At 37.9% G+C, this 22,072-nt stretch carries 17 protein-coding genes; 11 read left to right on the forward strand and 6 right to left on the reverse strand.

Going from position 1 to position 22,072, the window contains the following annotated elements; genetic code table 11:
* Positions 1–318: 318 nt before the first annotated feature.
* A complete protein-coding gene (locus AC1DDK_RS14955; protein ID WP_337717435.1) occupies positions 319–1,473 on the reverse strand; it encodes a lactonase family protein in 1,155 nt (384 codons plus the stop codon).
* 221 nt (positions 1,474–1,694) lie between these two features.
* Here AC1DDK_RS14955 and AC1DDK_RS14960 point away from each other — a divergent pair, with 221 nt between their 5' ends.
* Positions 1,695–2,771, forward strand: a complete 1,077-nt coding sequence (locus tag AC1DDK_RS14960; RefSeq protein WP_337717434.1) for a sensor histidine kinase — start codon at positions 1,695–1,697, stop codon at positions 2,769–2,771.
* Positions 2,768–3,529 carry a LytR/AlgR family response regulator transcription factor gene (locus tag AC1DDK_RS14965; protein WP_048907264.1) on the forward strand — a complete coding sequence of 254 codons (762 nt, stop codon included), beginning with the start codon at positions 2,768–2,770 and terminating at the stop codon, positions 3,527–3,529. The genes AC1DDK_RS14960 and AC1DDK_RS14965 overlap by 4 nt, the downstream gene beginning before the upstream one ends.
* A gap of 96 nt (positions 3,530–3,625) precedes the next feature.
* Here the strand turns inward: AC1DDK_RS14965 and AC1DDK_RS14970 are convergent, their stop codons facing one another.
* The 3 genes from AC1DDK_RS14970 to AC1DDK_RS14980 form a co-directional block, all read right to left on the reverse strand.
* Positions 3,626–4,399, reverse strand: coding sequence for a hypothetical protein (locus AC1DDK_RS14970; protein WP_337717432.1), 774 nt, complete (start codon positions 4,397–4,399; stop codon positions 3,626–3,628).
* 736 nt (positions 4,400–5,135) lie between these two features.
* Positions 5,136–7,547: a TonB-dependent receptor gene (locus tag AC1DDK_RS14975; protein ID WP_337717430.1), complete on the reverse strand. Its 2,412-nt coding sequence runs from the start codon at positions 7,545–7,547 to the stop codon at positions 5,136–5,138.
* 448 nt (positions 7,548–7,995) lie between these two features.
* Positions 7,996–8,502 carry a hypothetical protein gene (locus tag AC1DDK_RS14980; protein WP_337717428.1) on the reverse strand — a complete coding sequence of 169 codons (507 nt, stop codon included), beginning with the start codon at positions 8,500–8,502 and terminating at the stop codon, positions 7,996–7,998.
* Between the two features lie 268 nt (positions 8,503–8,770).
* Here AC1DDK_RS14980 and AC1DDK_RS14985 point away from each other — a divergent pair, with 268 nt between their 5' ends.
* The 7 genes from AC1DDK_RS14985 to AC1DDK_RS15015 all read left to right on the forward strand — a co-directional run bounded on the left by AC1DDK_RS14985 (position 8,771) and on the right by AC1DDK_RS15015 (position 17,190).
* Positions 8,771–11,779, forward strand: a complete 3,009-nt coding sequence (locus AC1DDK_RS14985; protein ID WP_288882597.1) for a sensor histidine kinase — start codon at positions 8,771–8,773, stop codon at positions 11,777–11,779.
* A gap of 73 nt (positions 11,780–11,852) precedes the next feature.
* Positions 11,853–12,482, forward strand: coding sequence for a response regulator (locus AC1DDK_RS14990; protein WP_288882598.1), 630 nt, complete (start codon positions 11,853–11,855; stop codon positions 12,480–12,482).
* Between the two features lie 89 nt (positions 12,483–12,571).
* Positions 12,572–13,354: a hypothetical protein gene (locus AC1DDK_RS14995; protein WP_288882599.1), complete on the forward strand. Its 783-nt coding sequence runs from the start codon at positions 12,572–12,574 to the stop codon at positions 13,352–13,354.
* A 316-nt stretch (positions 13,355–13,670) separates the two neighbouring features.
* Positions 13,671–14,213, forward strand: coding sequence for a histidine phosphatase family protein (locus AC1DDK_RS15000; protein WP_288882600.1), 543 nt, complete (start codon positions 13,671–13,673; stop codon positions 14,211–14,213).
* A gap of 129 nt (positions 14,214–14,342) precedes the next feature.
* Complete coding sequence (locus AC1DDK_RS15005; protein ID WP_337717426.1) at positions 14,343–15,200, forward strand: hypothetical protein; 858 nt, start codon at positions 14,343–14,345, stop codon at positions 15,198–15,200.
* Positions 15,201–15,373: 173 nt separating this feature from the next.
* Positions 15,374–16,177, forward strand: coding sequence for an AraC family transcriptional regulator (locus AC1DDK_RS15010; protein ID WP_288882602.1), 804 nt, complete (start codon positions 15,374–15,376; stop codon positions 16,175–16,177).
* A 65-nt stretch (positions 16,178–16,242) separates the two neighbouring features.
* The gene (locus tag AC1DDK_RS15015; protein ID WP_288882604.1) at positions 16,243–17,190 is read left to right on the forward strand and encodes a nitrilase family protein; all 948 of its coding nucleotides are present in this window, start codon (positions 16,243–16,245) and stop codon (positions 17,188–17,190) included.
* Between the two features lie 180 nt (positions 17,191–17,370).
* On the opposite strand, the gene AC1DDK_RS15020 is transcribed toward AC1DDK_RS15015, so the two are convergent.
* Complete coding sequence (locus AC1DDK_RS15020; protein ID WP_337717424.1) at positions 17,371–18,648, reverse strand: hypothetical protein; 1,278 nt, start codon at positions 18,646–18,648, stop codon at positions 17,371–17,373.
* Positions 18,649–19,192: 544 nt separating this feature from the next.
* On the opposite strand from AC1DDK_RS15020, the gene AC1DDK_RS15025 reads away from it, so the two are divergent.
* Entirely contained in the window at positions 19,193–19,783 is a 591-nt protein-coding gene (locus AC1DDK_RS15025; protein WP_288882607.1) for an RNA polymerase sigma factor, read from the forward strand.
* A gap of 284 nt (positions 19,784–20,067) precedes the next feature.
* On the opposite strand, the gene AC1DDK_RS15030 is transcribed toward AC1DDK_RS15025, so the two are convergent.
* Positions 20,068–20,976 carry an SAM-dependent methyltransferase gene (locus AC1DDK_RS15030; protein WP_288882609.1) on the reverse strand — a complete coding sequence of 303 codons (909 nt, stop codon included), beginning with the start codon at positions 20,974–20,976 and terminating at the stop codon, positions 20,068–20,070.
* A gap of 485 nt (positions 20,977–21,461) precedes the next feature.
* On the opposite strand from AC1DDK_RS15030, the gene AC1DDK_RS15035 reads away from it, so the two are divergent.
* The gene (locus AC1DDK_RS15035) at positions 21,462–22,061 is read left to right on the forward strand and encodes a hypothetical protein (RefSeq protein ID WP_288882610.1); all 600 of its coding nucleotides are present in this window, start codon (positions 21,462–21,464) and stop codon (positions 22,059–22,061) included.
* Positions 22,062–22,072 lie beyond the last annotated feature (11 nt).

The following is a 22,072-nucleotide window of genomic DNA, read 5'->3' on the forward strand; positions in this document are numbered from 1 at the left end:
ATAAAAAGCATCCCTGATTTTTTTATTTTATCAACAATTACGCCATTGACTATTAATTAGATGTTGGAACTGCCGTAATTTCATAAATGTTACCAATCTTTGACTAATTCATTTACGCATAATTTTCAATACTTCCACATATATCTATAGGCCAGAAACGCTTAATTAACTGTTTTAAACATATTCAGATCACTTTGTCGTATAAATGTAATGATTTTTATGGAATAATATCACCTGTCAAAAGTGGATATTATCAATAAAAAAACTACCAAAATGGCAGACCTTTGCCAGATCAAATAAAATGACGACCCAACCATCCTATTCAGCTGGAACCAACTTTAAGCATACAGGCTGCCCAACGTCTATTTTAACAGATGTTCCTGTCAATTTTCCGGTTGCTTTGTTTATTTTATAAACCGAAACATTATTGGCATCTTGGGCTGCAACCAGCATGAAATTGCCAGACGGCGTTATCACAAAGTTTCTTGGCGTCTTATCAACATTGTATCGTTCAACAAATGTTAACCTACCATTCTTTCTATTGATAGCATAAGCTACTATATTATTGGCATTACCTCTGTTTGATGCATACAAAAACAAGCCATTGGGCGATACATGTATATCTGCAGCACTATTTTCAGTAAAGGCTTCTGGCATCATATTAACACTTTGTAAAAACGTTAACTTCCCATTATTACAGCTGTATACATTAACAATCGCTGTCATTTCCTGCACAAGGTAAAGGTATTTTTGATCAGGAGAGAAATCCATATGACGAGGACCATTACCAGGTTGTACACTTTCAAAGGCAGGTCCGGCAGGCGTTAAAGGCATTTTTTTGCTACTATCGTAATTATAAATGTTTATCTTATCTGTTCCAAGGTCAGCATAAAACAGTATTTTCTCATTTTTTGATAATAGCGCCGAGTGTACATGCGGCCCCTCCTGTCTTAATTTATTCGCACTCCCTCCCTCATCCTGTATCGTTTGCGATGCCTGCGCTAAAGAGCCATCGCCATTTATGGGCAAAACAGTTAAACTACCACTCCCATAATTAGACACAAATACATTTTTACCATCCCTATCTATAGCAACATGGGCTGGCCCCACGCCTGAGGACGATTGCTTATTGATAAATTCCAGCTTACCAGTTGAACGATCAAATTTAAATGAACTTACCTCTCCTACTTTGTTCGAATTAACCGCATAAACAAACTTAAGATCATTGCTTACTGTTAAAAAAGCAGGATTTTCTACACCATCGATCTGGTTTAAATAGGTCATTTTACCACTTTCGTCATCAAATCGATAAACCAATATACCCTTGCTTTCATTAGTCCGGGTATAAGTACCAATCAGCAGATCAAATGTTTTAGAGGAAGTAATTGTTTTCTGAGAAAGGCCAATAAGAGGCAATAACAACATAGCCAGAAATGGGACAGCCTGTTTTCTGCATTTTTTGAAACAATTCATTTACTTAATTTTACTTCTATATGTGAAGTTGGTTATCTAAAAACTGGTTAATGTAAACATATAAAAAATCTTTGACAGGTGTTTTCTTATCTTTGCTCTAAATAGGGCTCAAATGTGTCCTTTTTCCACTAAAAAAATGAATCTTTCATTTCTCCATATGGGCGGTACCTCCAACATGTCTTCAAAACTTTGTGAATAATCAGGAGAAAATATCTAACACAATGAAAAGGATTAAAACGAAGGCTTTGTTGGTGCTGGTTTTCACTTTTATGGGCTCGTATGCAACTTTATTTATTATACTTCCATATTCCTATTGGAAAGAGTATGCCGACATGTCTGTTTCCAGATTAATAATAGACCTTCTAATAAACCTAGCATTTTGTGTGGTCATGTTAGAGCTAAGTTTATTCATAGACAGAATATTGAATAAAAAAATCCCATGGATGGTTCATCCCTTAAAACGGCTATTGACCCAAACACTCTTTCAAATTCTGGGTGTGCTACTCCTTATCATCTGTCTATCATTAATTTATCTGATAATCGTGGGACCTGCTGGCACTCAATCTCCACACATTGGTTTAAGACAAACATTGTACTCCATTATTTCAATTGTACTATGGGCCTTAATAATCAGTGCACTAAATACTGGCAATTTTTTATTAAATAATTGGAAAGCTACTACTATAAAGGCAGCTGAATTTGAGGTAAAGGCAGCCCAAAACAAGCAATTAGCGGCCGAAATAGAGTTGCAGGCTCTTAAATTACAACTTGATCCACATTTTGTTTTCAATAATCTTAGCGTGCTTTCGGAATTAATATTGAAGGACCAGCAATTAGGATATGAGTATACAGAGAATTTCGCGAAAGTTTACCGCTATCTGTTAATCAACTCGAAGAAAAAACTAATCTCCCTAGGCGAAGAACTCAAATTCCTTGATGCTTATCTTTTTCTCATAAACAATCGAATGGGAGGAGGAAGTATATTTCGGATTGACATTGATGAGTCAAAGCTTGATTTGCTAGTCCCCCCTGTTACGCTTCAACTGTTTATTGAAAATGCCATAAAGCATAATCGTACCGAAGAAGAAAATCCTTTGATTATTAACATATATACAAATAACAATGACGAGCTCATAGTTTCTAATACAATATTGCCATTAATTAATAAACCTCATTCTACAGGTATGGGTTTGAAAAACATAATTGATCGCTATGCCTTATTAGGAGATAAAAAACCTATTATAGAGACAAACGACAAAACTTTTACAATAAAAGTACCTCTTATCAAATGGATATGATAAAGAAGATATTGATTCTGGAAGATGAAAAACTTAATTCAGATCGAGTACAAAGATTATTACTCAAAATAAGACCAGAATTTGAAATTCTTGGCATTTTGACCAGTGTTAAAAAGACTGTGGATTGGCTTGCGGATAATGCGAGTCCTGACCTGATACTAATGGATATACAATTGGCAGATGGTGTAAGTTTCGAAGTCTTTAAATTGGCGGATGTAAAATGCCCGGTAATTTTTACAACAGCCTATGACGAATATGCTGTCCAGGCATTTAAATATAATAGTATAGACTACTTGCTGAAGCCGATTGATAAGGATCAGCTCGAAGCTGCCATTATAAAATTTGAGAACTCAATACAGAGATCATACCAGCAATCCCCTTTGATAGAAGAATTACTAAGCCAAATCCGACCGAAAGAATACAGATCGCGTTTCTTTCTTCCATATCGAGATGGTTATAGAAAAATTAATGTGGAGGATATCGCCTTCTTTTATTCTCATTTGAACATTAATTATGCAAATCTTTTTAATGGTGAAAAAGTTGTCGTCCCTCAGACCCTCGAAGCGTTGGAACAAGAATTAGAACCTAAAAATTTCTTTAGAATAAACCGCCAGTATATTGTTCATGTCAATTCAATTGAAAAAGTCCACAACTTTTTCAACGGTAAGTTAAAGCTCAAAGTGAAGAATAGTACAGACGATGATATCCTAGTGAGCAGGACAAAAGCACCTTTATTTAAAATGTGGTTAGATTACTAATAAGTAATAAATGCCTGATGGACCCTATATAAGTTTATAAGGACCCATCAGGTCATGATATTAAATTTTACCTTTCGACAGGGTTTAATACACCAATTATTTTTTAGTATAGTTTGAGTATTCCGTAATTGTCTGTACAGTAACTTCCTGTCCAATGAATTTAGCTAACATATTGAGTTCCTGGCTTACAGGCAGATAACGTTTCGATTGGTCATTTTTAGTATATTTTATGACCAGATCAAATTTTTCAGCATTAAGAATCTTGATTCTTACAGGCTTTTCATTAATCACTTGTACCTGCTCAATTTTCTTGGTTTTGAGATTGATTGTCATATAAGATCTACAGTCTTTCATAAAAGCAGCATCCTTTGGAATAGAAGCCTGATCTATTTTGTAGCTTATCATCAGGTAGTCTGCTGATTCCTTCTCAACCTTGTAACTTGATTCGTCTGTCTGGGTAGACTTTACCTCTTTGCTTTGATTTTTACGGAAGGTATTAATATCTCCTTTAGAAGGCGATTTCCCGTCTACGGAAACTACAGTCCATTGTTCTTCCTTTGGGCCAGACGGATCATATTTAGCTATGGTTACTATTTGCTTGCCTGCAGTTACCGTTGTCTGTTTGAAGTCAAAGGCAAAGTCCTCAGGCTGTTGAATATTGTCGGCATTGAGGATACTGGCATCAATATTATATTTAGAAAGAGCACTCAATACAGCTGATTTTTGAGCAGAAACTGTTAGTGAGCATGTTACCAAAAGAAAAAGAGCTATAAGCGTCTTTTTCCTACGACTTTGTAATTCAAATTTTGTTTTTTTGTTACCGGCTTCCTTAAGAACGGTTATCTCATTTTGATCTTTAATGTTTTTCATTTTTCTTCTATTATTATTTTGGTGATGTAAAATTACAGGCAGCTAAAGCTTGGCATTTGAACTTATTGAGTGAAGTAGCAAAAATATCTGCTGAATTGTCGATCTGACGTATTGAACTGATGAGCGTTTAATGGAGAGATTAACGTTTCTTCACGTTTTCTACACATATCATTATATTGAATATCAAATACACCACTTTTTTAGTGGCTTTCCTTTCTTATCTTTGCAGTAAACATAGGGTTCTGTAAAATTTAATAAAAAAGCCTATCTAATACACGAAATAACAAGCATGGACGAAAAAATAATATTCTAAAATTTTTGACAGCTAAATAAAAATGCGGCCCCAAGCATATTCAAGCGATTTCTCAGCTTGATTTTTTTTTAAATTCTATCCTTAATATACTCATTTATCCCCGAATTGTCCCTGTTTTCAAAAAATGAACTTCATATAATTTCCTTTAAGTATCAACAAAACTGGATTCTTAGCAGATTAGAATTCTGTACAGATTATGGTGATTTTAACTTAAAGTACAATTTAAGTTCTAGAAAAGTTGATAAAAAAGATGACTCTAAAAGTGCTGCCACTAAGCATTTGTAATTAATTTAATGCATCATACAAAGTTAGTGTCTATGTACTTGGAAATTATAAATCTGACTTTTGAGTGTAATTTTTGAAAACTCCCTAAAATTCACAATATTTATTGCAAAGCTCTATTATACCTCATCCATTATTATTTTAATTCGCACGTAGTTTTTCATCTTCTGAACCGGATTTACGCTTAGTTTGAAGTCCGGAATTTCCAAATCTATAAGTAAAGCTCAAAGACACCTGGCGCGTATTGTCTAGAACATTAAAGGTTTCATTATATCCCTCATAACGGGCAATCCCTCTTGTTTTGAGCTTATAGAACACATCTGTGGCATTAAGTTTTAAGCTGGCTTTTTTTGCAAGAAATTGCTTTTGAAAACCCGCTCCCACTGCCCAAACAGGCAAGAAATTAAAAGATCCATCTTGCTCACGTGAAGTGTAATTGGCGGAAAATTCTGCCGAAAAGCTGGGCGTTAAGATAAATGTATTGTTACTATTAAACTTATAAGTCACTATTGAGTTGTCAAGATTTGAATTCGATACTGCACCATTAAATTTCGAATAAAACAATATTGCATTGTTATAGCTCTGAAACCACTTCCCAAATTTAACTGGGGCCGAAAAGTCAATTCCATAATAATCCTTGACCGCCAGGTTACGGTCAGTGAGTATAACCATCTCAGGCTTTGATGGATCTTGATAAATAAAGGGAATTATATTATTGAGCGTTCGTCTGAATGCATATCGAAAGCTGTACTTTTCAGATATGGTATGACTCAACTCTAGTGCATAAGTAATTTGAGGCAGTAGATTGGGATTTCCAGACTGTGATGTTGTTTCATTCAGGTAGACACGGAATGGGTTTAACTGCCTGTAACTTGGTCTGTCGATTCTTTTACTGAAGGAAAGTCCAATCTGTTGGGATTCTGACAGCTTGTAATCGATCGTGGTATTAGGAAAAAGCTGTGTGTAGCTTCTTTTATTATTCACATTGCCAATCATTTGAACGGTATTTGTGTTTGTATTTTCCGCCCGTAGGCCCAACTGAATATCAAGACGTTTTGCACTACGATTAATACTTATATAGCCAGAATTGATATTCTCTTTATAGATGAAATGATTGCTTAATGTTACATCCTTTATATTCTGACCGGTACTTCTGTCAAAAAAGGAAACATCATTATCTGAGGTGACGTAGCTTGATTTAATCCCAGTTTCTATCTTATTTAAAAAGCCCTTTGAAGGCAGGACGTAATCTGCTTTTGTGGTAAATATCTGCAGTTTTCCATATAAATCCCCGTAAAGTAAATATGGCACTTTTAAAGGTGCGCCAGAAGGTAAAAAACTAGACGTTTTGTTGTCTTGTAGATTATCAGTTAGGTAAGAAGCGTAATCAACATCAGCGTTCAGTGAAGCTCCTGATATTGAGTGTTTATATCGATAGTTGATATTGGCCGATGGATTTCTTCGGCTGAAATCTCCGCCACCAGTAGTAGCTGAGGTTGAGCTTAAATTGCCAGCAGTATTATAACTGTGACTTTGACTGGTTATCATGCGAGAGTTATCATTGGTATAAAGCTTCCCAGCAAGCCCCAGGGTTGAGGAAGGCGAAATTTTATAGTCAACCCCTACTTGCGCAACATGAATGGCAGCTTGCACTTTAAAGTTGTTATCGTAATTAATTAAAGAAGAACGCATACCAGCTTGAAAGAACTCCCTCTTGAGCATAATATCTTGAAAATCGGTTCTGTTCAAATAGTTATATCCCGCAGAGAGGGATAATTTCTGATTCAGGTAACTTACATCAAATCCTCCTCCGGTTCTCGCGTAGATACCTTGGTTAAAGTTACCGACAATACTCCCATAGGTACCTTTTCTGTTTTCTTTTTTTGTGCGAATATCAATAACACCGGCGTTTCCTGAGGCGTCATACTTTGCCGAAGGGTTTGCCATCAGCTCGATTTTATCAACCTGATCAGATGGAATGGCCTTTAAAAAAGTGGCAAGATCATCTCCGCTTAAGGGTTGAAGCTTTCCATCTATCATCACCATTACCCCTTGTTTTCCGCGAAGCTTAATGTTACCATTTCCATCAACACTAACTCCTGGAGATTTCTGTAGCACTTCGAGAACGGTAGTTCCGGCAGCGTTAATGCTTGATGCCACATTAATAATTGTTTTTCCGGCCTTTTGCTCGACCTGTGGTTTAATGAAACTTATTGCAACCTCTCCAAGATTATTACTTATAGGTTCCACTTTTACTACACCAAGGTCTATATGCTTATTCAGAATGACATCTATCTGCAGGGGCTTATAGACTATGCTCTTTACAACAATAGTATATTGTCCTTTGGGAATGGCCTTAAAAACAAATATGCCCAAAGAATCACTCAGTACCTGTTTTAAAACTACTTTTGTGTCTTTGTGGAGTAACTGAATACCTAGTTGAGAATCTATTATTGCCTCGCCGTTACTAAGCTTTCCTGTCAAACTGAAGTCCTGTGCTAAAACGGTTACCATTTGCATACCTAAAATTATGCTTAAAAAAAACTTTTTCATTTTTTGTGTTTGTATTTGACCGGTTTTAAGAAACGATTACTTTTTCCAGCCATCCTATTGATTAAAAAGTTGATTGGTTTATCTATAGATGACAACCAATTTTGTTTATTGGTTACAAGCCTTGGGCATTAATTTTCATTAATACCCGTAAGGCCAAACCATTTTAAAATAAAGACTTGTAATGTTGTAACCAATGCATTGAGAACATTTTCTTTGCCAGAAAGAATTTAAAAATGATAAAAGATTAATGATGCTTTCTGCGCTGATTCTATTAAGCTTAAATGCTTACCCGCAGACTTCCCTTTTGCTAAATAAGGAAGTCTTAAAAAAGGTTAAAGCTATAATGGCTGCTGATGAATGGCTTATAGGTGTTTTTGTATCCGTGGCAATCCAAAGAACTACAAAAAACTTAGCGGATGCATGATTTCTTGAATCAAATACATCTTTATTATTTGAATATTTTTTGATTGGTTTTGGCCTGAAAAGATGTCTCTTTAAAGATTACTTCAGATCCCTGAACCTCTTCATGAAAAAGTTTTCCGCTGAGTTCGGCAATAAACTGGGTGTCGCATCTAGTCACTTTTATTGTACCCTCACCCTTGAACTCTTCATTAAACTGATTATGGAAATTCTTCCAATAAAACTCATCCCCCTTTTCATCCGCATAAACCGTTATCTTGCCGGAAGAAAGGTTATATTCTCCCACTCCTTTAAAATCATCTATTTGAAAAGAAATATGAGGCAGTCCAGTCTGGTTTCCTTGTTTGGTAAATGTCAGGTAGGCGAAATTTTCCCTAATTTCAACATCAGTTGCTGCATCCTTGAGAATATTAAAGGTACTGTAAGAAAAACTTGCAAGTGTCGTTATGTCTGGTACTTGTTCCTCCTTGTCTTTTTTACAGGCTGCACTGAAAAGCAGCATACCAATGAGTAGTGTATTAATAGTTAGCTTCATATTATATTTTTTGACACAAAAATATCCGCCTTCTCTTCCAGGGACAATCACATGTTCGGGTGATTTTTCGCTTGGGTACATCATTTTTAGTTAACTAAAAACTATCAAACCATGGCTTGTAAGGCATAAATCATTCTTTTTAATCACAAAAAATATTATCCGGGCACTTTTGACAGTTTGCAGTTTAATCTTTAAAAGCGCACTTTTGAATTAACTAATTAAGTCATTTATGGTGCGCTCGACTTTGAGACTTGTCTTTCACTTATTTTTGCTTTTAGTAAGCACGAGCCAATCCAAAGCACTTGAAATTTCATTCAACCGCATTTCCAATGGACTTTCCACTAATTTTGTGAATTGCGTCTCGCAGTCAGCTGATGGTTTCATTTGGGTAGGTACCCAGAACGGCCTTCAACGTTATGATGGATATCGCTTCAGGCGGATCAGTACAAGAAGTGGCAAAGGTATACCATCCCTTCCCGTAGATCAGATATTTCCTGCTGATGATTCCGCAGTTCTGATTGTTAGAATGGGCCACCGGATTGGACTTTTGGATACACGCACATTTATCTTTAGTGAATCGGCGATAAATTCTACAGTATCTGAACTTGAAGAGAATAACGTCAAACTTTTCAAAGATGGGAAGGACACTTACCTGATCATATTTGGTAAAGAGATATTAACATACAATCGAAGAAAAAACTGTTTTGAAAAAAACGTAAATATCCTCAACTATCCGGATGGCTGGAAGCCAACGGGCATTCAGCGTGACAAATCTGGGAAAATATGGGTTAGTGGATATGCTGGCATAGGCTATTTTGACCCTTTAAAAAAGGTTTTCTATACTCCGAACAATAATCCTACAAAGATGAGCACTTTAAGTGCCTTGAAATCAGTAAAGGATGTTACCCATTTTATGATTGATTCACATGACCGTTTTTTTATTAACACCTGGCCTTTAGACAAACCTTACACCATTTTATTATTCGATCCTGGAACTCCATTATCAGGGTTAAGAAAAATATCTACAATGCCCAATCCAAAGTCCAACTATAATGAGCTATCGGGGTTTAGTGAACAAAACGGGCTAATCTGGGGATTTGGTATTGATACCTTTAATCTCTTTGAAGAGAAGACGAAATCCTTCGAGATTTTTTTCAATCCTGACAATCTTGATTACGGTATTAAAGTGAATAATATTACTCAAATTTTCCGGGACAGAGACAAAAATCTCTGGGTCGCTACCGACAATGGATTGTACACCATGTCAATCATTGGAGACCATATCCGAAATGCGGTTACCACTGCTGATTTTGGAACTGCACCATTAAGCGATATTACCGCGCTTAGTGATGGCAGACTAATTTTAAGCTCCTGGGGATCGAAGATAAGTGTTTATAGGTACGATAGTTCTTTGCATCTCGCTCTTGAGAAAAGCCTTATCAACGCAATTTATAAAAACACCCCAAAAGGTGATAATTTTTTCAGTTTTGTATGGGCAGTTGAACAGGAAATCTCAACAGGTAAACTTTACCTTGCCTGTCAGGCAGGCCGATTGATTGAGTTCGATTTTAAAAAAAACGCATCTGTGTTTTTAACCCCTTCTGCATTTAAAGGACAAACTATAAGAACGCTCGCAAATGATAATTATGGAAAAATGTGGTTTGGAACACATGGCGGATTGCTTATCCGAAGAAACGAGAGTGATTTCACCTTAGTAGCCAATCTTAAAAGTTCAATAACCAGAATTTTGTCCAGGTCTTTAGGCAGCATCTGGGTTGCCACAGCCGGCAATGGCATTTTCGAGCTAGATGTCATTTCTGGCAAAGTTCGTTCACATCTTATTTCTAAAAAAGATGGAAGTGGACTGACCACAAACAGGGTATCTGACATAGCCTTTTTGGGAGACTCAACCTTAGCCATAGCTTGTTCGTCTGGCCTTGATTTTTTCAATTTGGCAACACATAAAATCAAACAATTTAATACTCAAAACGGACTTCCTCAGGGTGTAGTCACTTCTCTTGTTCCGGATGGTAATGGTCACTTATGGATGGCTACTATAGGCGGTATCTGCAGGTACAATTCTACCACAGGCGAGTTTCAGATTTTTGATAAAAAAGCAGGATTTCTGAACACCTCCAATATGGAAAATTTAATGAATCAAGGTTTAAAATTACCAGACGGTAAAATAGCATTCAGCGGAGAATCCAGTTTCGTTATTTTTGACCCGGTGAAACTCAACATCACCCCTCCGGTGAGAAAAGTCACCATCACAGACTTTAAGCTCTTCGATCATTATTTGTCGATGGATTCCATCGGAAAGCAAGGAAGGATCAAGTTAAAACATGATGAAAATTTTATCAATATTTCTTTTGCGCCGCTTACTTATGGTGGAGGAAATGAACTCAAATATTTTTACAAACTCGAGGGCGCAAGCGAAAAATGGATAAGATCTGAAACTGGACTCAGCGCAACATTTGCTTCTTTACAGCCTGGAGAATACAATTTTATGGTTCGTTCCCAGAACACTGAAGGTAAATTTTCTGATATTACCAGTCTTGGCATAAGTATTTCTCCTGCATTTTATCAAAGCTGGTGGTTCGTGGTAATTCTGATCCTTATTGCCCTTTTTAGTATTTACACACTTTACCAGGCGAGGTTGAAAAGGCTTTTAGAAGTACATCGGTTGAGGGAAAAAGTTGCCCGGGATTTGCATGATGATGTAGGCTCAACTTTAACCTCAATCAATATCCTGAGTGAAGTGGCCAGACAAGGGCTTGAAGAAGACTCAATGGCAAAACAATATTTACAGAGGATAGGTAAAAACAGCACCCAAATGATGGAGTCAATGGATGATATTGTGTGGAGTATCAAGCCTGATAATGACCAGTTGCATAAAATCACAGCCCGAATGCGAGAATATACGGCAAGCATTCTCGAGCCACAAAACATTCGTTATTCTTTTGAGGCCAATGATAATATTAAACATATAAAACTTGGCATGGAAAGCCGGCGAAACCTGTTTTTGATATTCAAAGAGGCGTTAAATAATATTTCAAAATACTCAGAGGCAACCTTGGTGGGAATAAGCATTCGTTACGAAGGCGTTCAGATTACCTTAAGTATTTTTGACAATGGAAAGGGGTTTGACTTAAAAAGTCATTCACGAGGGAACGGGCTCATGAACATGCGCAAAAGAAGCGATATGCTAAAAGGCTCGATAGATATCCAGTCTGCCCCGGGGGAAGGGACCAGGATTGTATTGAAAGTTTCGGTTTAGAACCCCGTAATTACATAAACCACATAAATATGCGATTGTAAGGTTAAAAAAATATTAACAAATTGCAGAAACTATGATCAGGATATTATTATATGAGGATAATACCCAGCTAAGGGAAGTATTATTCATCTTGCTAAACGGCACCCCCGGCTATGAGCTTTTAGGAGCCTATGGTGACTGCACGAATATTTTGGAAGAGGTTAAGCAAACTAACCCAGATTTGATTCTAATGGATATCGACATGCCATTTATGAATGGAATTGAAGGTTTAAAGCTTTTGCGCGCCAAAGGTTTTCAGTGTAAAGTTCTGATGCTAACTGTATTTGATGACAATCAGAATGTCTTTGAAGCCATTCGATCAGGAGCAAACGGTTATATCTTAAAAAAAACGCCACCTGCGAGATTAATTGAGTTTATTGAGGATGCACTTAATGGTGGTGCCCCGATGACTTCCTCGATTGCCACCCAGGTTCTTAACATGTTCGCTGAAAATCATAAATCAAAAACCGAAACCTTCAATCTTTCTGCCCGGGAGCAAGAAGTATTGAACCTACTGGTAGATGGTTATAGCTACAAACTCATTGCAGACAAGCTTTTTATATCTATGGACACAGTGCGTTCACATATCAAAAAAATTTATGATAAGCTCCAGGTAAATTCTAAAAGTGAAGCAGTTGCAAAGACACTGCGAGCTAATCTATAGTACAACGGTTGTACAAGTTGATAAATATATCTACGTCTTGTAACCTTTTGTTATTTAGAGGGGTCTTGTAAAATAAAGATCTAATAAGAATGAAAAAAATTACATTTATGCTGCTGGTAGCAGCATTGCTTTTCGGATGCAAGAAATCGTCAAACGAACCTATTCCTGACCCTAAGCCCAGTACCAAAACCAGACTACATACCACACGTACATTAAATCCAAATGGCCACTACATCCTAGAGACCAGTAGTTACAATGATAATGGTTTACTAAAAAAAGAAGTAAGCAAGGATGAGACAACTGGACTTAACATCATCCAGGAATATTTTTATGCAAGCAAAGTACTTGAATATTCAATCATCAGCAGTGACACCAGAAGAATTGCAAGAATCAATTATTTTCATGCGAACGATCGTCTGGTTAAGATGGATTACATGGAATATGACGAAATTGGCACCCCCTCCCTTTCGTTTTCGAGAACCCTCGAGTATAGCGGAAATTTGCTATCAAAGATGACAACATTTTCCAACATGAACAATTCAATGTATTACGAGATTTTCACCTACTTAGGTGAAAATCTGACCGCAACTAAAACCTATTCAATGAATGGTGTTATCCAGAATTTGTCTGAGTACCTTTATGATATTGAATTAAACCCCTACAAAGGTAACCCTGGCAAAAATCAACAGGCACAAGGCCTAAGCAAGAACAATGTCATGCGGGTACGTTACACTGATTACAATAACCCTACAGCAAACAGTGACAGGCGTTATGAGTATGAGTACAATTCGGAAAAATACCCAGTCAAGAGAAGTTTCATTGGCTCAACAACCAGGGAATTACAAGTCACATTTACTTATCAGAGCTACTAATTAACGCGCGCTGTTCTCAATGAAAAATTTCTGCGGAGAACATTGATACAGTGTCCAGTGAATACTTTACTTGGCACTGCTTCACCAATCTTAGTTCATCAACACCTCCCTTAACCGGATGAGATTGAAATAGAACAATTCAGATGTGATTTACAATTGTTCTGAGATAAATATTAACAGAAATAAACCACATCATTATGTTATTGCACTAAACATCCTGCAACGATAAATTTGCGATACAAACGATGGAAACAAACCTTAATAAAAGGCTCAATTATTTGTTTACAAGCTATTGCAAAACGATATTCAATACAAAATGAAAATAGGTTTAGTTAGACACTTTAAAGTAAAACACCCCTTCCCAAAAAAAACATTGCTTTCAAAATCAGAAGTAATAAATTGGTTTAATGAGTATGATAACAACATAAATATTGAATATAAAAAAGTTGACCTATTGCAAATAAATTGGGAGCGCTGTTATTCAAGTCCAATGATCAGGGCATTGAAAACTGCAAGTCACATCTACCCTGGGGAAATTTTAGAGGTCAAGGAGTTAAAAGAACTGGAAATATTAGGCCGTTTATCCAACAGATTAAAATTGCCGTTTATAATATGGGGAATTATTGTTCGTGTTAATTTTTTTATATCCAACAATGACACACGTAAATTCAAAGACGGGTTAATTGGCTTTGTCGACAAATTAATCAGGAAAGATAAAAATAACACATTAATTGTCAGTCATTGGTTTGTAATGCAAGTGATAGAGAAAGAACTTATCAGGCGGGGATTTACAGGAAATAATTTCAAGCCAAATGAATATGGAAGAGTCTCTGTTTTCGAAAACAAACCGAAAAAATAACAAAGTTATCAGCACGAGTAAAAACCGACACTAAATATAAGTAAGGACAATCACCTCGAACCAACTAATAATTGGCAATTGTCTGACCAAGACTATTGCGTCTCTATTAATTTCTAATAAAACCTAAACATGAAAAAATCAATTTCCAAGATGAGACTTCTGTCACTCTGCTCTGTGTTGATCCTCCAATCCTGCAAGACCCCTAATCAAATAGAAGATCCCATTATCAACAACATTGATCCTGTTGCGGATTTTGATTGGACAGGTCTCCAGGTTGCTCCAGCAGAGCTGGTATTTAGCAACTCCTCCCTCAATGCTGACAGATTTAAATGGGACTTTGGCAACGGATCCTACGGGAACGACCGCTTACCTGGAAAGATTGTCTTTAGACTTCCGGGCAGCTATGAGGTATTGCTTACTGCCTTTAGTGGAAATAAAAAATCCTTAATAAAGAAAACAATAATTATTTCACCCGACGATAGCCCGCTGGCTCATTTTACTGTCTCCTTTAAGGATAATAAATCATACGCTCCCGCCACATTGCTATTGGTGAATAACTCCCAGAACGCAATTACTTATGAATGGGAAATCAATAATTCCATTTATAGCACTAAAACCCCTTCGAATATCATCTTAAATAATGCGGGAGATTACAATTTAAAACTGGTAGCGATCAATGGAAACAAAAGGTCGGCAGTTTACCAGCAGACCGTAACTGTTATGGCATCTAATGATCCTCGGTCAGGATTTATGCTGGCCTACCACCCCTATCCCTATATAGTGGGGGAGGAAATCCAGTTGGTCAATACCTCCCTTAACAGTGACGGCTGGAAATGGACCTTCGGACCGGATGGACCTGCAGAAACAACAGAACAACATCCAATAATAAAATTTGCCAGCTCCGGAGACTATCCAATAACCCTTGTTGCCAAAAAAGGAACGGTTAATGCCCTTCCAAAAACAATAACCATCAGGATTACACCTTAAACCTAAATTTTAAAGCACCCGAAGAATCCGGAATGCTTTAAAATATTTATATTTACAATTGTAGGTTTCCTCCGGGCTTACGGGGAAAAAGTCCTTAGTCAAAGCGGAAATAGAAAAAGAATAAAAAGGCTTCTTCCTGAATTTATTCACATAACCTTTTTAGTTGTTACGGTATGCAAATAGCCCCATCAAATGGCCTGGAACATCTGATCAGGCATTTCTTAGTTTACTATCCCTCTGCGCCGGATTCACCGATGCGGTTTTTCTCTGATGGAAGTCCGGGGATAGTTATTCCCTTAGCCCATTCGGCTTTGCCTTTGTTGGGTAATAGAAAATTAGAAAAAGGTGAATTTGTCGCTTACGGATTGATGGAGCATTTCGTCAATATTCCACCCCCACCGGTTTGCGGTACGGTAATTATTGTTCTTCAGCCCTATACCCTTAGTTTATTAACGGGAATTCCATCCAAAAAGCTAAAAAACAGTTTCTTTTCATTTAGGGACTTATTTGGAAACCTTACCCATCCGATACAGGAGGCTGTTAAGGAAAGTCGTAACCTGGTTGAAACCATCGGTTTATTAGAAGATTTTTTCTTAAGAATTTCGCCCCCCTTACCAGCTACAGAAAGTATCCTGAACAAAAGCCTTAACTGGATGCAGCAAAGCAGCGGGAATACAAAAATTGTCGACCTACTTCACTATTTATCTATTAGTGAGCGGCAACTTGAACGGAAATTTGATCATTACATCGGCATATCCCCAAGAAAACTAAACGGAATTCTCCGGATAAATCATTTTTTAAAACTGCTTAGAAATCCTGAAAAACCGTTCTCACTGGCTCAGGCTGCACTCGAAGCTGGATTTTATGATCAGGCACACCTGAATAATAGTTTTAAAGCACTAACGGGAACTTCCCCATCAAAATATCTAACCTTATCAGATCCTCTGGCAATGAATCTGTTTGTTCAGCATAAATAAATTATTATTGTCGGAAACTTCCAATACTAAGCATATTCTTCAGCATAAATTTGTACTAAAAGAATATGGGAAATCTAAAAATAGCTACTGCTCAATTTGAAAATGCGAGTGGCGATAAAAACTATAACCTTTCAATCATCGAAGGTATGGTCAAAAATGCGGCTGAATCCGGCGCTGAAGTTATTGCATTCCACGAGTGTTCAGTAACTGGGTATTCCTTCGCAAGAAAACTCAGTCGCGAAGAAATGCTGGAATTATCTGAATTTATACCTGATGGGCCTTCAGTAAGCCTTCTTATTGAGATGGCAAAAAAATATAACATGACTATTCTTGCGGGTCTTTTCGAAAAGGATGATCAGGACAATATGTTTAAGGCATATGTCTGCGTGGATGGAACCGGACTCAAGGCAAAACATCGTAAACTTCATCCATTCATCAGCTCTTTTCTAACAGCCGGGAATCAATACACTGTATTTGAAATTAAAGACTGGAAGTGTGGTATCTTAATATGTTATGATAATAATGTAATCGAAAATGTACGGGCTACCACACTGCTGGGTGCGGAGATTATTTTTATGCCTCACGTAACCATGTGTACCCCTTCTCCCCGTCCCGGTGCAGGTTTTGTTGATCCAGCGCTTTGGATTAAAAAAGAAAAAAATGCCGAATTGCTTAGAAAAGAATTTGATGGCGATAAGGGCAGAAACTGGTTAATGAAATGGCTGCCAGCCCGCGCGTATGACAATGGCATATATGCGGTATTTTCTAATCCAATAGGCATGGATGATGACCAGCTAAAAAACGGATGTTCAATGATCCTGAACCCTTTTGGAGAAACTGTTGCTGAATGCAGATCTCTTAAAAATGAATTTGTCATTGCAACCTTGAATAAAGGTATACTAGAATCTAGCGGTGGTTACCGTTATAAAAATGCAAGAAGACCCGAGCTCTACAAAGAGATAATCGGGTCCGCACATATTTCAAACCAGAAAGTAGCCTGGTTAAAAAAATGATATCTATTGTTATTTCTCTGGAAGCGGAACTTGAGACTCACACTCATTTGATTTGTAGATATTGAAGTAAAAATCCAGCTCTTGAATAAACATAAGGGCCCGATTTCTATATGTTTTTATAATGATGCGCTTCACAATCAGCGAAGCGCATCACTACAAGTATCACTGAGTAATGCACATCTATCTCATCAAAATCTTAAAGGACGCGTTTAATTTTACAGTTTTTGGTGAGGAACAATAGTTACCCCCGGTATAAAGTGTTGCCCCGGATACTATCCCCTGCAAAAATTCTCCCGGTTGAGCTGGATATTTTGAAATTTCAACCTGACCCGGTGAAAAAATAAAGGAGGGTTCGGTTTCATTGCAGGCAGTCCTGAAAGAACTCATGTAATCAAGCAAATCTGCTTGAGAAACCAGGCTTATATCTGCAGCATTTGCAGCTGACTGGAGTTTAAATGGAAAACTGCCAGTTCTTTTTGCTGAAATCCTGATATGAAATTGTCTGTCATTCATGTTTCCACTAATGTAAAGTGCATCTCCCATTGTAAAAAATACGCCTTGGGTTACACGTGTAGACACACCATCCAGGTTGATGGTGAAGTTCTCACTTCCTTCGATGGCAATCGGCTTTAACAGTATAAGTTTTTGCACTTTACTGGATCCCGATCCAAAGAAGTTCCCGGTTAGTTCCACACTCACTGTTACCGGATTCTGGTTTGGAACTGAAGAAGGTGCTAGATAGGCACACCCCTTTTCATAAGGCGTGATCGTCCCCTCCCCAGACAACCGCCAAAGTGCTGAAGATAAAATGGGGTCATTGTCATCTGTTTCGATATAATCACCAAGCACCTTATCCGGATTTTTAGCTAAAGGGCCAATAGGAATATAGGTTCTTATTTTCAGGTCCGCTGTGCGACCAGGTAACACGCTATTTGGTGCAGTAAGCTTATAACATTCAAAAACGGTCCAGTTGCTAAAATGGTTTGACTCCGTGCTTACCGTTTTGGCAACATTGTCTATGGTTGAAGTCCCAGGCAGGTAATAATATCCTTCAGCATCTTGATAAGTGAGCCTCAACAATGCCGGATCTGTGCCTTCCAGGTTTAGTTCTGCATAGGAAATTCGGATGGTGACTGGCTTTTTAAATACGGTACCTTCTGGGAGAAGTCTGTAGGCAGGACCCTGGCTACCAGGCAGTGTATTTTCAATGGCCTGAATACTGACATCTATCGCCTCTTGTAGCGCACCGGCCGGAACGATAACTGAAAGTAGACCATCATCTGCGCTTACTGATCCGCCATCAATACCAATAGTCTTTGTAACAGCGGAACGTCCGGTTATCGGGATGCCGATGTCTCGTTTTACAGGTTGTGCATGATCAGTTTCTGGCTTCTGACCATTTTTCTTGCAGGAGAAAACAATCAGGACTAATGTGAGCATAAAAAGATTTTTTTTCATTATTGTTTATGTTAAAGGAACTCCTGACATTCATTTTCAATGGGATTAATACTGGGATGAATCATGGTTGAATTCACTGAACAAAACTAACTAAACAGGAAACTACAGGCCACCACATGTTGATGTGATTTATGCAAAACGAAATGCCTATGGAAGTCAGAGAAACAATCCGGTAAAAGTCATTCCCAGTCTACTTTCAGGATTTTTGTTTGCAGCTTACAGCGGCGAGCTCCTGCTGACCCCAACAGCCAGGCCAAAACAAAAAATGAAGAATAGCTCTCCTTGTAACTCTAGTAGGTCTGCCTATTTATCGCATGATTTTACAACCAGGGCGCGGTCCTACTGGCATCCGGATTTGAAACAGTCCATCGTGCCTCCTGACAGGATTTGCACAACCACAAACAGATGTCAATCAGGAAGTTACTCATCACTTTTTTTTGAAAAAACCCACAAACATGTGATTGACCAGAAATTTGATGTGGGGTAGTTTTGCATCGACCATAATTAAAGTGGTTAAACCGACAGACAAGGTAAATCAAAAAGCATGATCAGTTCAATAACTTTCCAGGACAAGCTAATTACGGAGTGCATCCAGGGTAACCCAAGGGCACAGCAGGAGATATTTAATGCCTACTCCCAAAAAATGATGGCACTAACAAGTAGGTATGCCTCCGATACTATGGAGGCAGAAGATATTTTAATGCTGGGCTTTAAAAAAGTTTTTGACAGGATCTCCAGTTACAATGCATCGGGATCTTTTGAGGGATGGATAAGAAGGATAATGATCAACTGTGCAATTAATGTTTATCAGCAAAACCAAAGGCGTATACCGACCCAGCCAATGGAAGAAGCTATTAATTTACCTGGATATTATTCTACCAACAGTACCGATACGGAATACCTGTTAATGGCATTACAGAATCTACCAGGCTGTCTTAGAGGGCCCTTTAATTTATTTGCAATTGAAGGATTCTCTCATAAAGAAATAGCAGAAAATCTTGGCATCAGCGAGGTTTTGTCTAAGGTCAGGGTAACCAGGGCCAGAAAAGCGTTGCGTGAGGCCCTGTCTTCAGGTCTGAAAAAAAGTATTTACGCCAAAAGCACGCCTAAAAGCATACTCGATAATTTGGCCTGAAAGCTATTAACTACCGAACAACCTACACCATAGGCACCCGGCATTCAGGGATTAAGGGTGATGGCCGCGCTGAGCACGAAAACTAATTACATGCACCCCTGGTTTGAGTCAAGTAGAACTTTCACCTAACGATCATACCACAGAAAGGCTCATGAAGTGATCCGTTATTCTTAAGACTAAAATTGCATTACTTTTTTTATTGTCACTGAGCTGGTAAAATGGACAAAATTCCAGTAAAACCTTTAAATGATAGAAAACAGCCGGATTAAATCCGGCTGTACGATTTAACATCTGATGTGAAGAAAAAGATTGATGTTTTCAGGCTCTCTCCCAACACTGATCTGCTCATTGAGATAACCCGCCTCCAGTGCTAAACCAATAAGATCATGCTCACTTCTGTGATTAAGGTGCCATTCCCCAAACAACTCCATAAATACTCGACTCGGATTGTATTCATCATTGAAATTTCCAATCACGATTTCACCACCTGGATTAACCCATTTTCCAAACCCTTTCAGCAACCTGACAAAGGCTTTATCATCAAAGTAATCAAATAAGCCAGCAGACCACACCAAATCATATTGCTCTGTGGTACTGAAGCGAAAGATATTCTTATTGATAAAAGTAATTTTGTCAGAGAATGGCGCGGTGAGCAAAGTTGCATATTCGATAGCCTTGTTATCCATTTCCACACAGGTGCTCAGCAGATGCTTACCATAATTTAAGTCCTGATACACTTCAAAAAGATCTCTTGCAGGTCCGCTTGCGATGTCTAAAAGCGTCAATGAAGAGCGCTGCACAAGTTTACTGCTAAGCAGGGTCTTAAAATATTTTTTTCTGTTTCTTACCGCCTGTGCTGCAGGATGTTTAAGACTGTAGGTATCCCAAAGTCTGTAATCCTCACGAAGAATTTCATTCTGATAGATGCGTTCGATTATTTCAAAATCTCCTGCATAGCCGTATGGTTTGGTTCGAATATGCCCCATCAGGGAGACTTTGTCAAACAGGAATCCACATGAGCTTATTAGCGGTGCCATTTTAAGGGCAAGCTCACCGTCCCTAGGATCTGCCAGTGCAAGTGTGGCTAAACTCATTTCTAAGTCTGAGTAGTCGTTTTCTAAGGGGCCGCCATTTGCGATGATCACTTTTAGGGTATCTATGGCCTTTTCATTATTGATTGTTTCTGCTTTCATTTATTAGGTATTTTCAATGATTTTTCGGGATTGATACAGACGCGATTCTGGATGTTGAATCGTTCAGGAATTGGTAAAAAAGACTAGCTGTTTTCCAAAGCCGATTATTCCCCAAAATTAAAATGGGTGGCAATATGAGACAATCGCATATAAATGTGATTGTATGCCTGCGTGAATCTATTCTGGAAAAGCAATCGCCAATAAGTTTTGAAAGGATCAAAAAGTGATTATCATTTGCACTGAGTTAGACTAGATTAGAAGCACAGCGTATAAAATCCCGGTCAACCTGCTAACAATGCATTGGAGAATTAAAGATTGCGATCCGATTTACGCACTTGTTTTTTAAAGAATAGCGATCAAAAGACGAATTAATTAGCCCTGAAAATCACATTAAGATGTTATTGCCCCCACTTTAACCCTAGGCTACCTTTGTGCAGTGCAAAGCCAGCTATAGGTAATGCCAATACAACTTAATGTATATAAAAATGAAAAACAAAATTGCGCTACTGGGTATAACTGCTTTGCTTATACTTTCAGCTTGCAAAAAATCTTCACCAGAAGAACAGACAGACTTTGGGGATTCCCCGAGAACGACAGTACCGGCAGAGTTAATTTCACCAACAAACTACTGGCAGTTTGGTATTTTATCTTCAACAAATTTTTATGATTCCTATAATTCAAGTTATAAAGATGGTGCTGGAGGCAGTTATATGTTTTATCACTTTTCTGCCGATGGAACCTATACAGCGCTTCTTTACCTTAAAGCAACTTCCTCTGGGGGCGAGACCAGGCAAAGCTGGACAGAAACAAAGGGTACAGTGGTTGTAGGGGAAACAGAGCTGAGCAACGGTATTGTATATAAGAGCATTGAACTGCATCCGGTAACCGGAACAGATCGAATGGTAATAAATTATGGCCCAGAGTCTAAAAAGAAACTAACGCAGGCTGACTTTGATTCCCGAACACTACTTAAAGCAAAATTTGCGTGTGAGCCATTTGTTAACCAATATGGTGAGAAATGCCTTGATATGTTAAGGATTGATTCTGAGCCCAAAGTATTATTCAGTTTCCACGAAGAAAAATAACTGGCAGCTGA

The sequence above is a fragment of the Pedobacter sp. 05T44 genome (assembly GCF_056395985.1).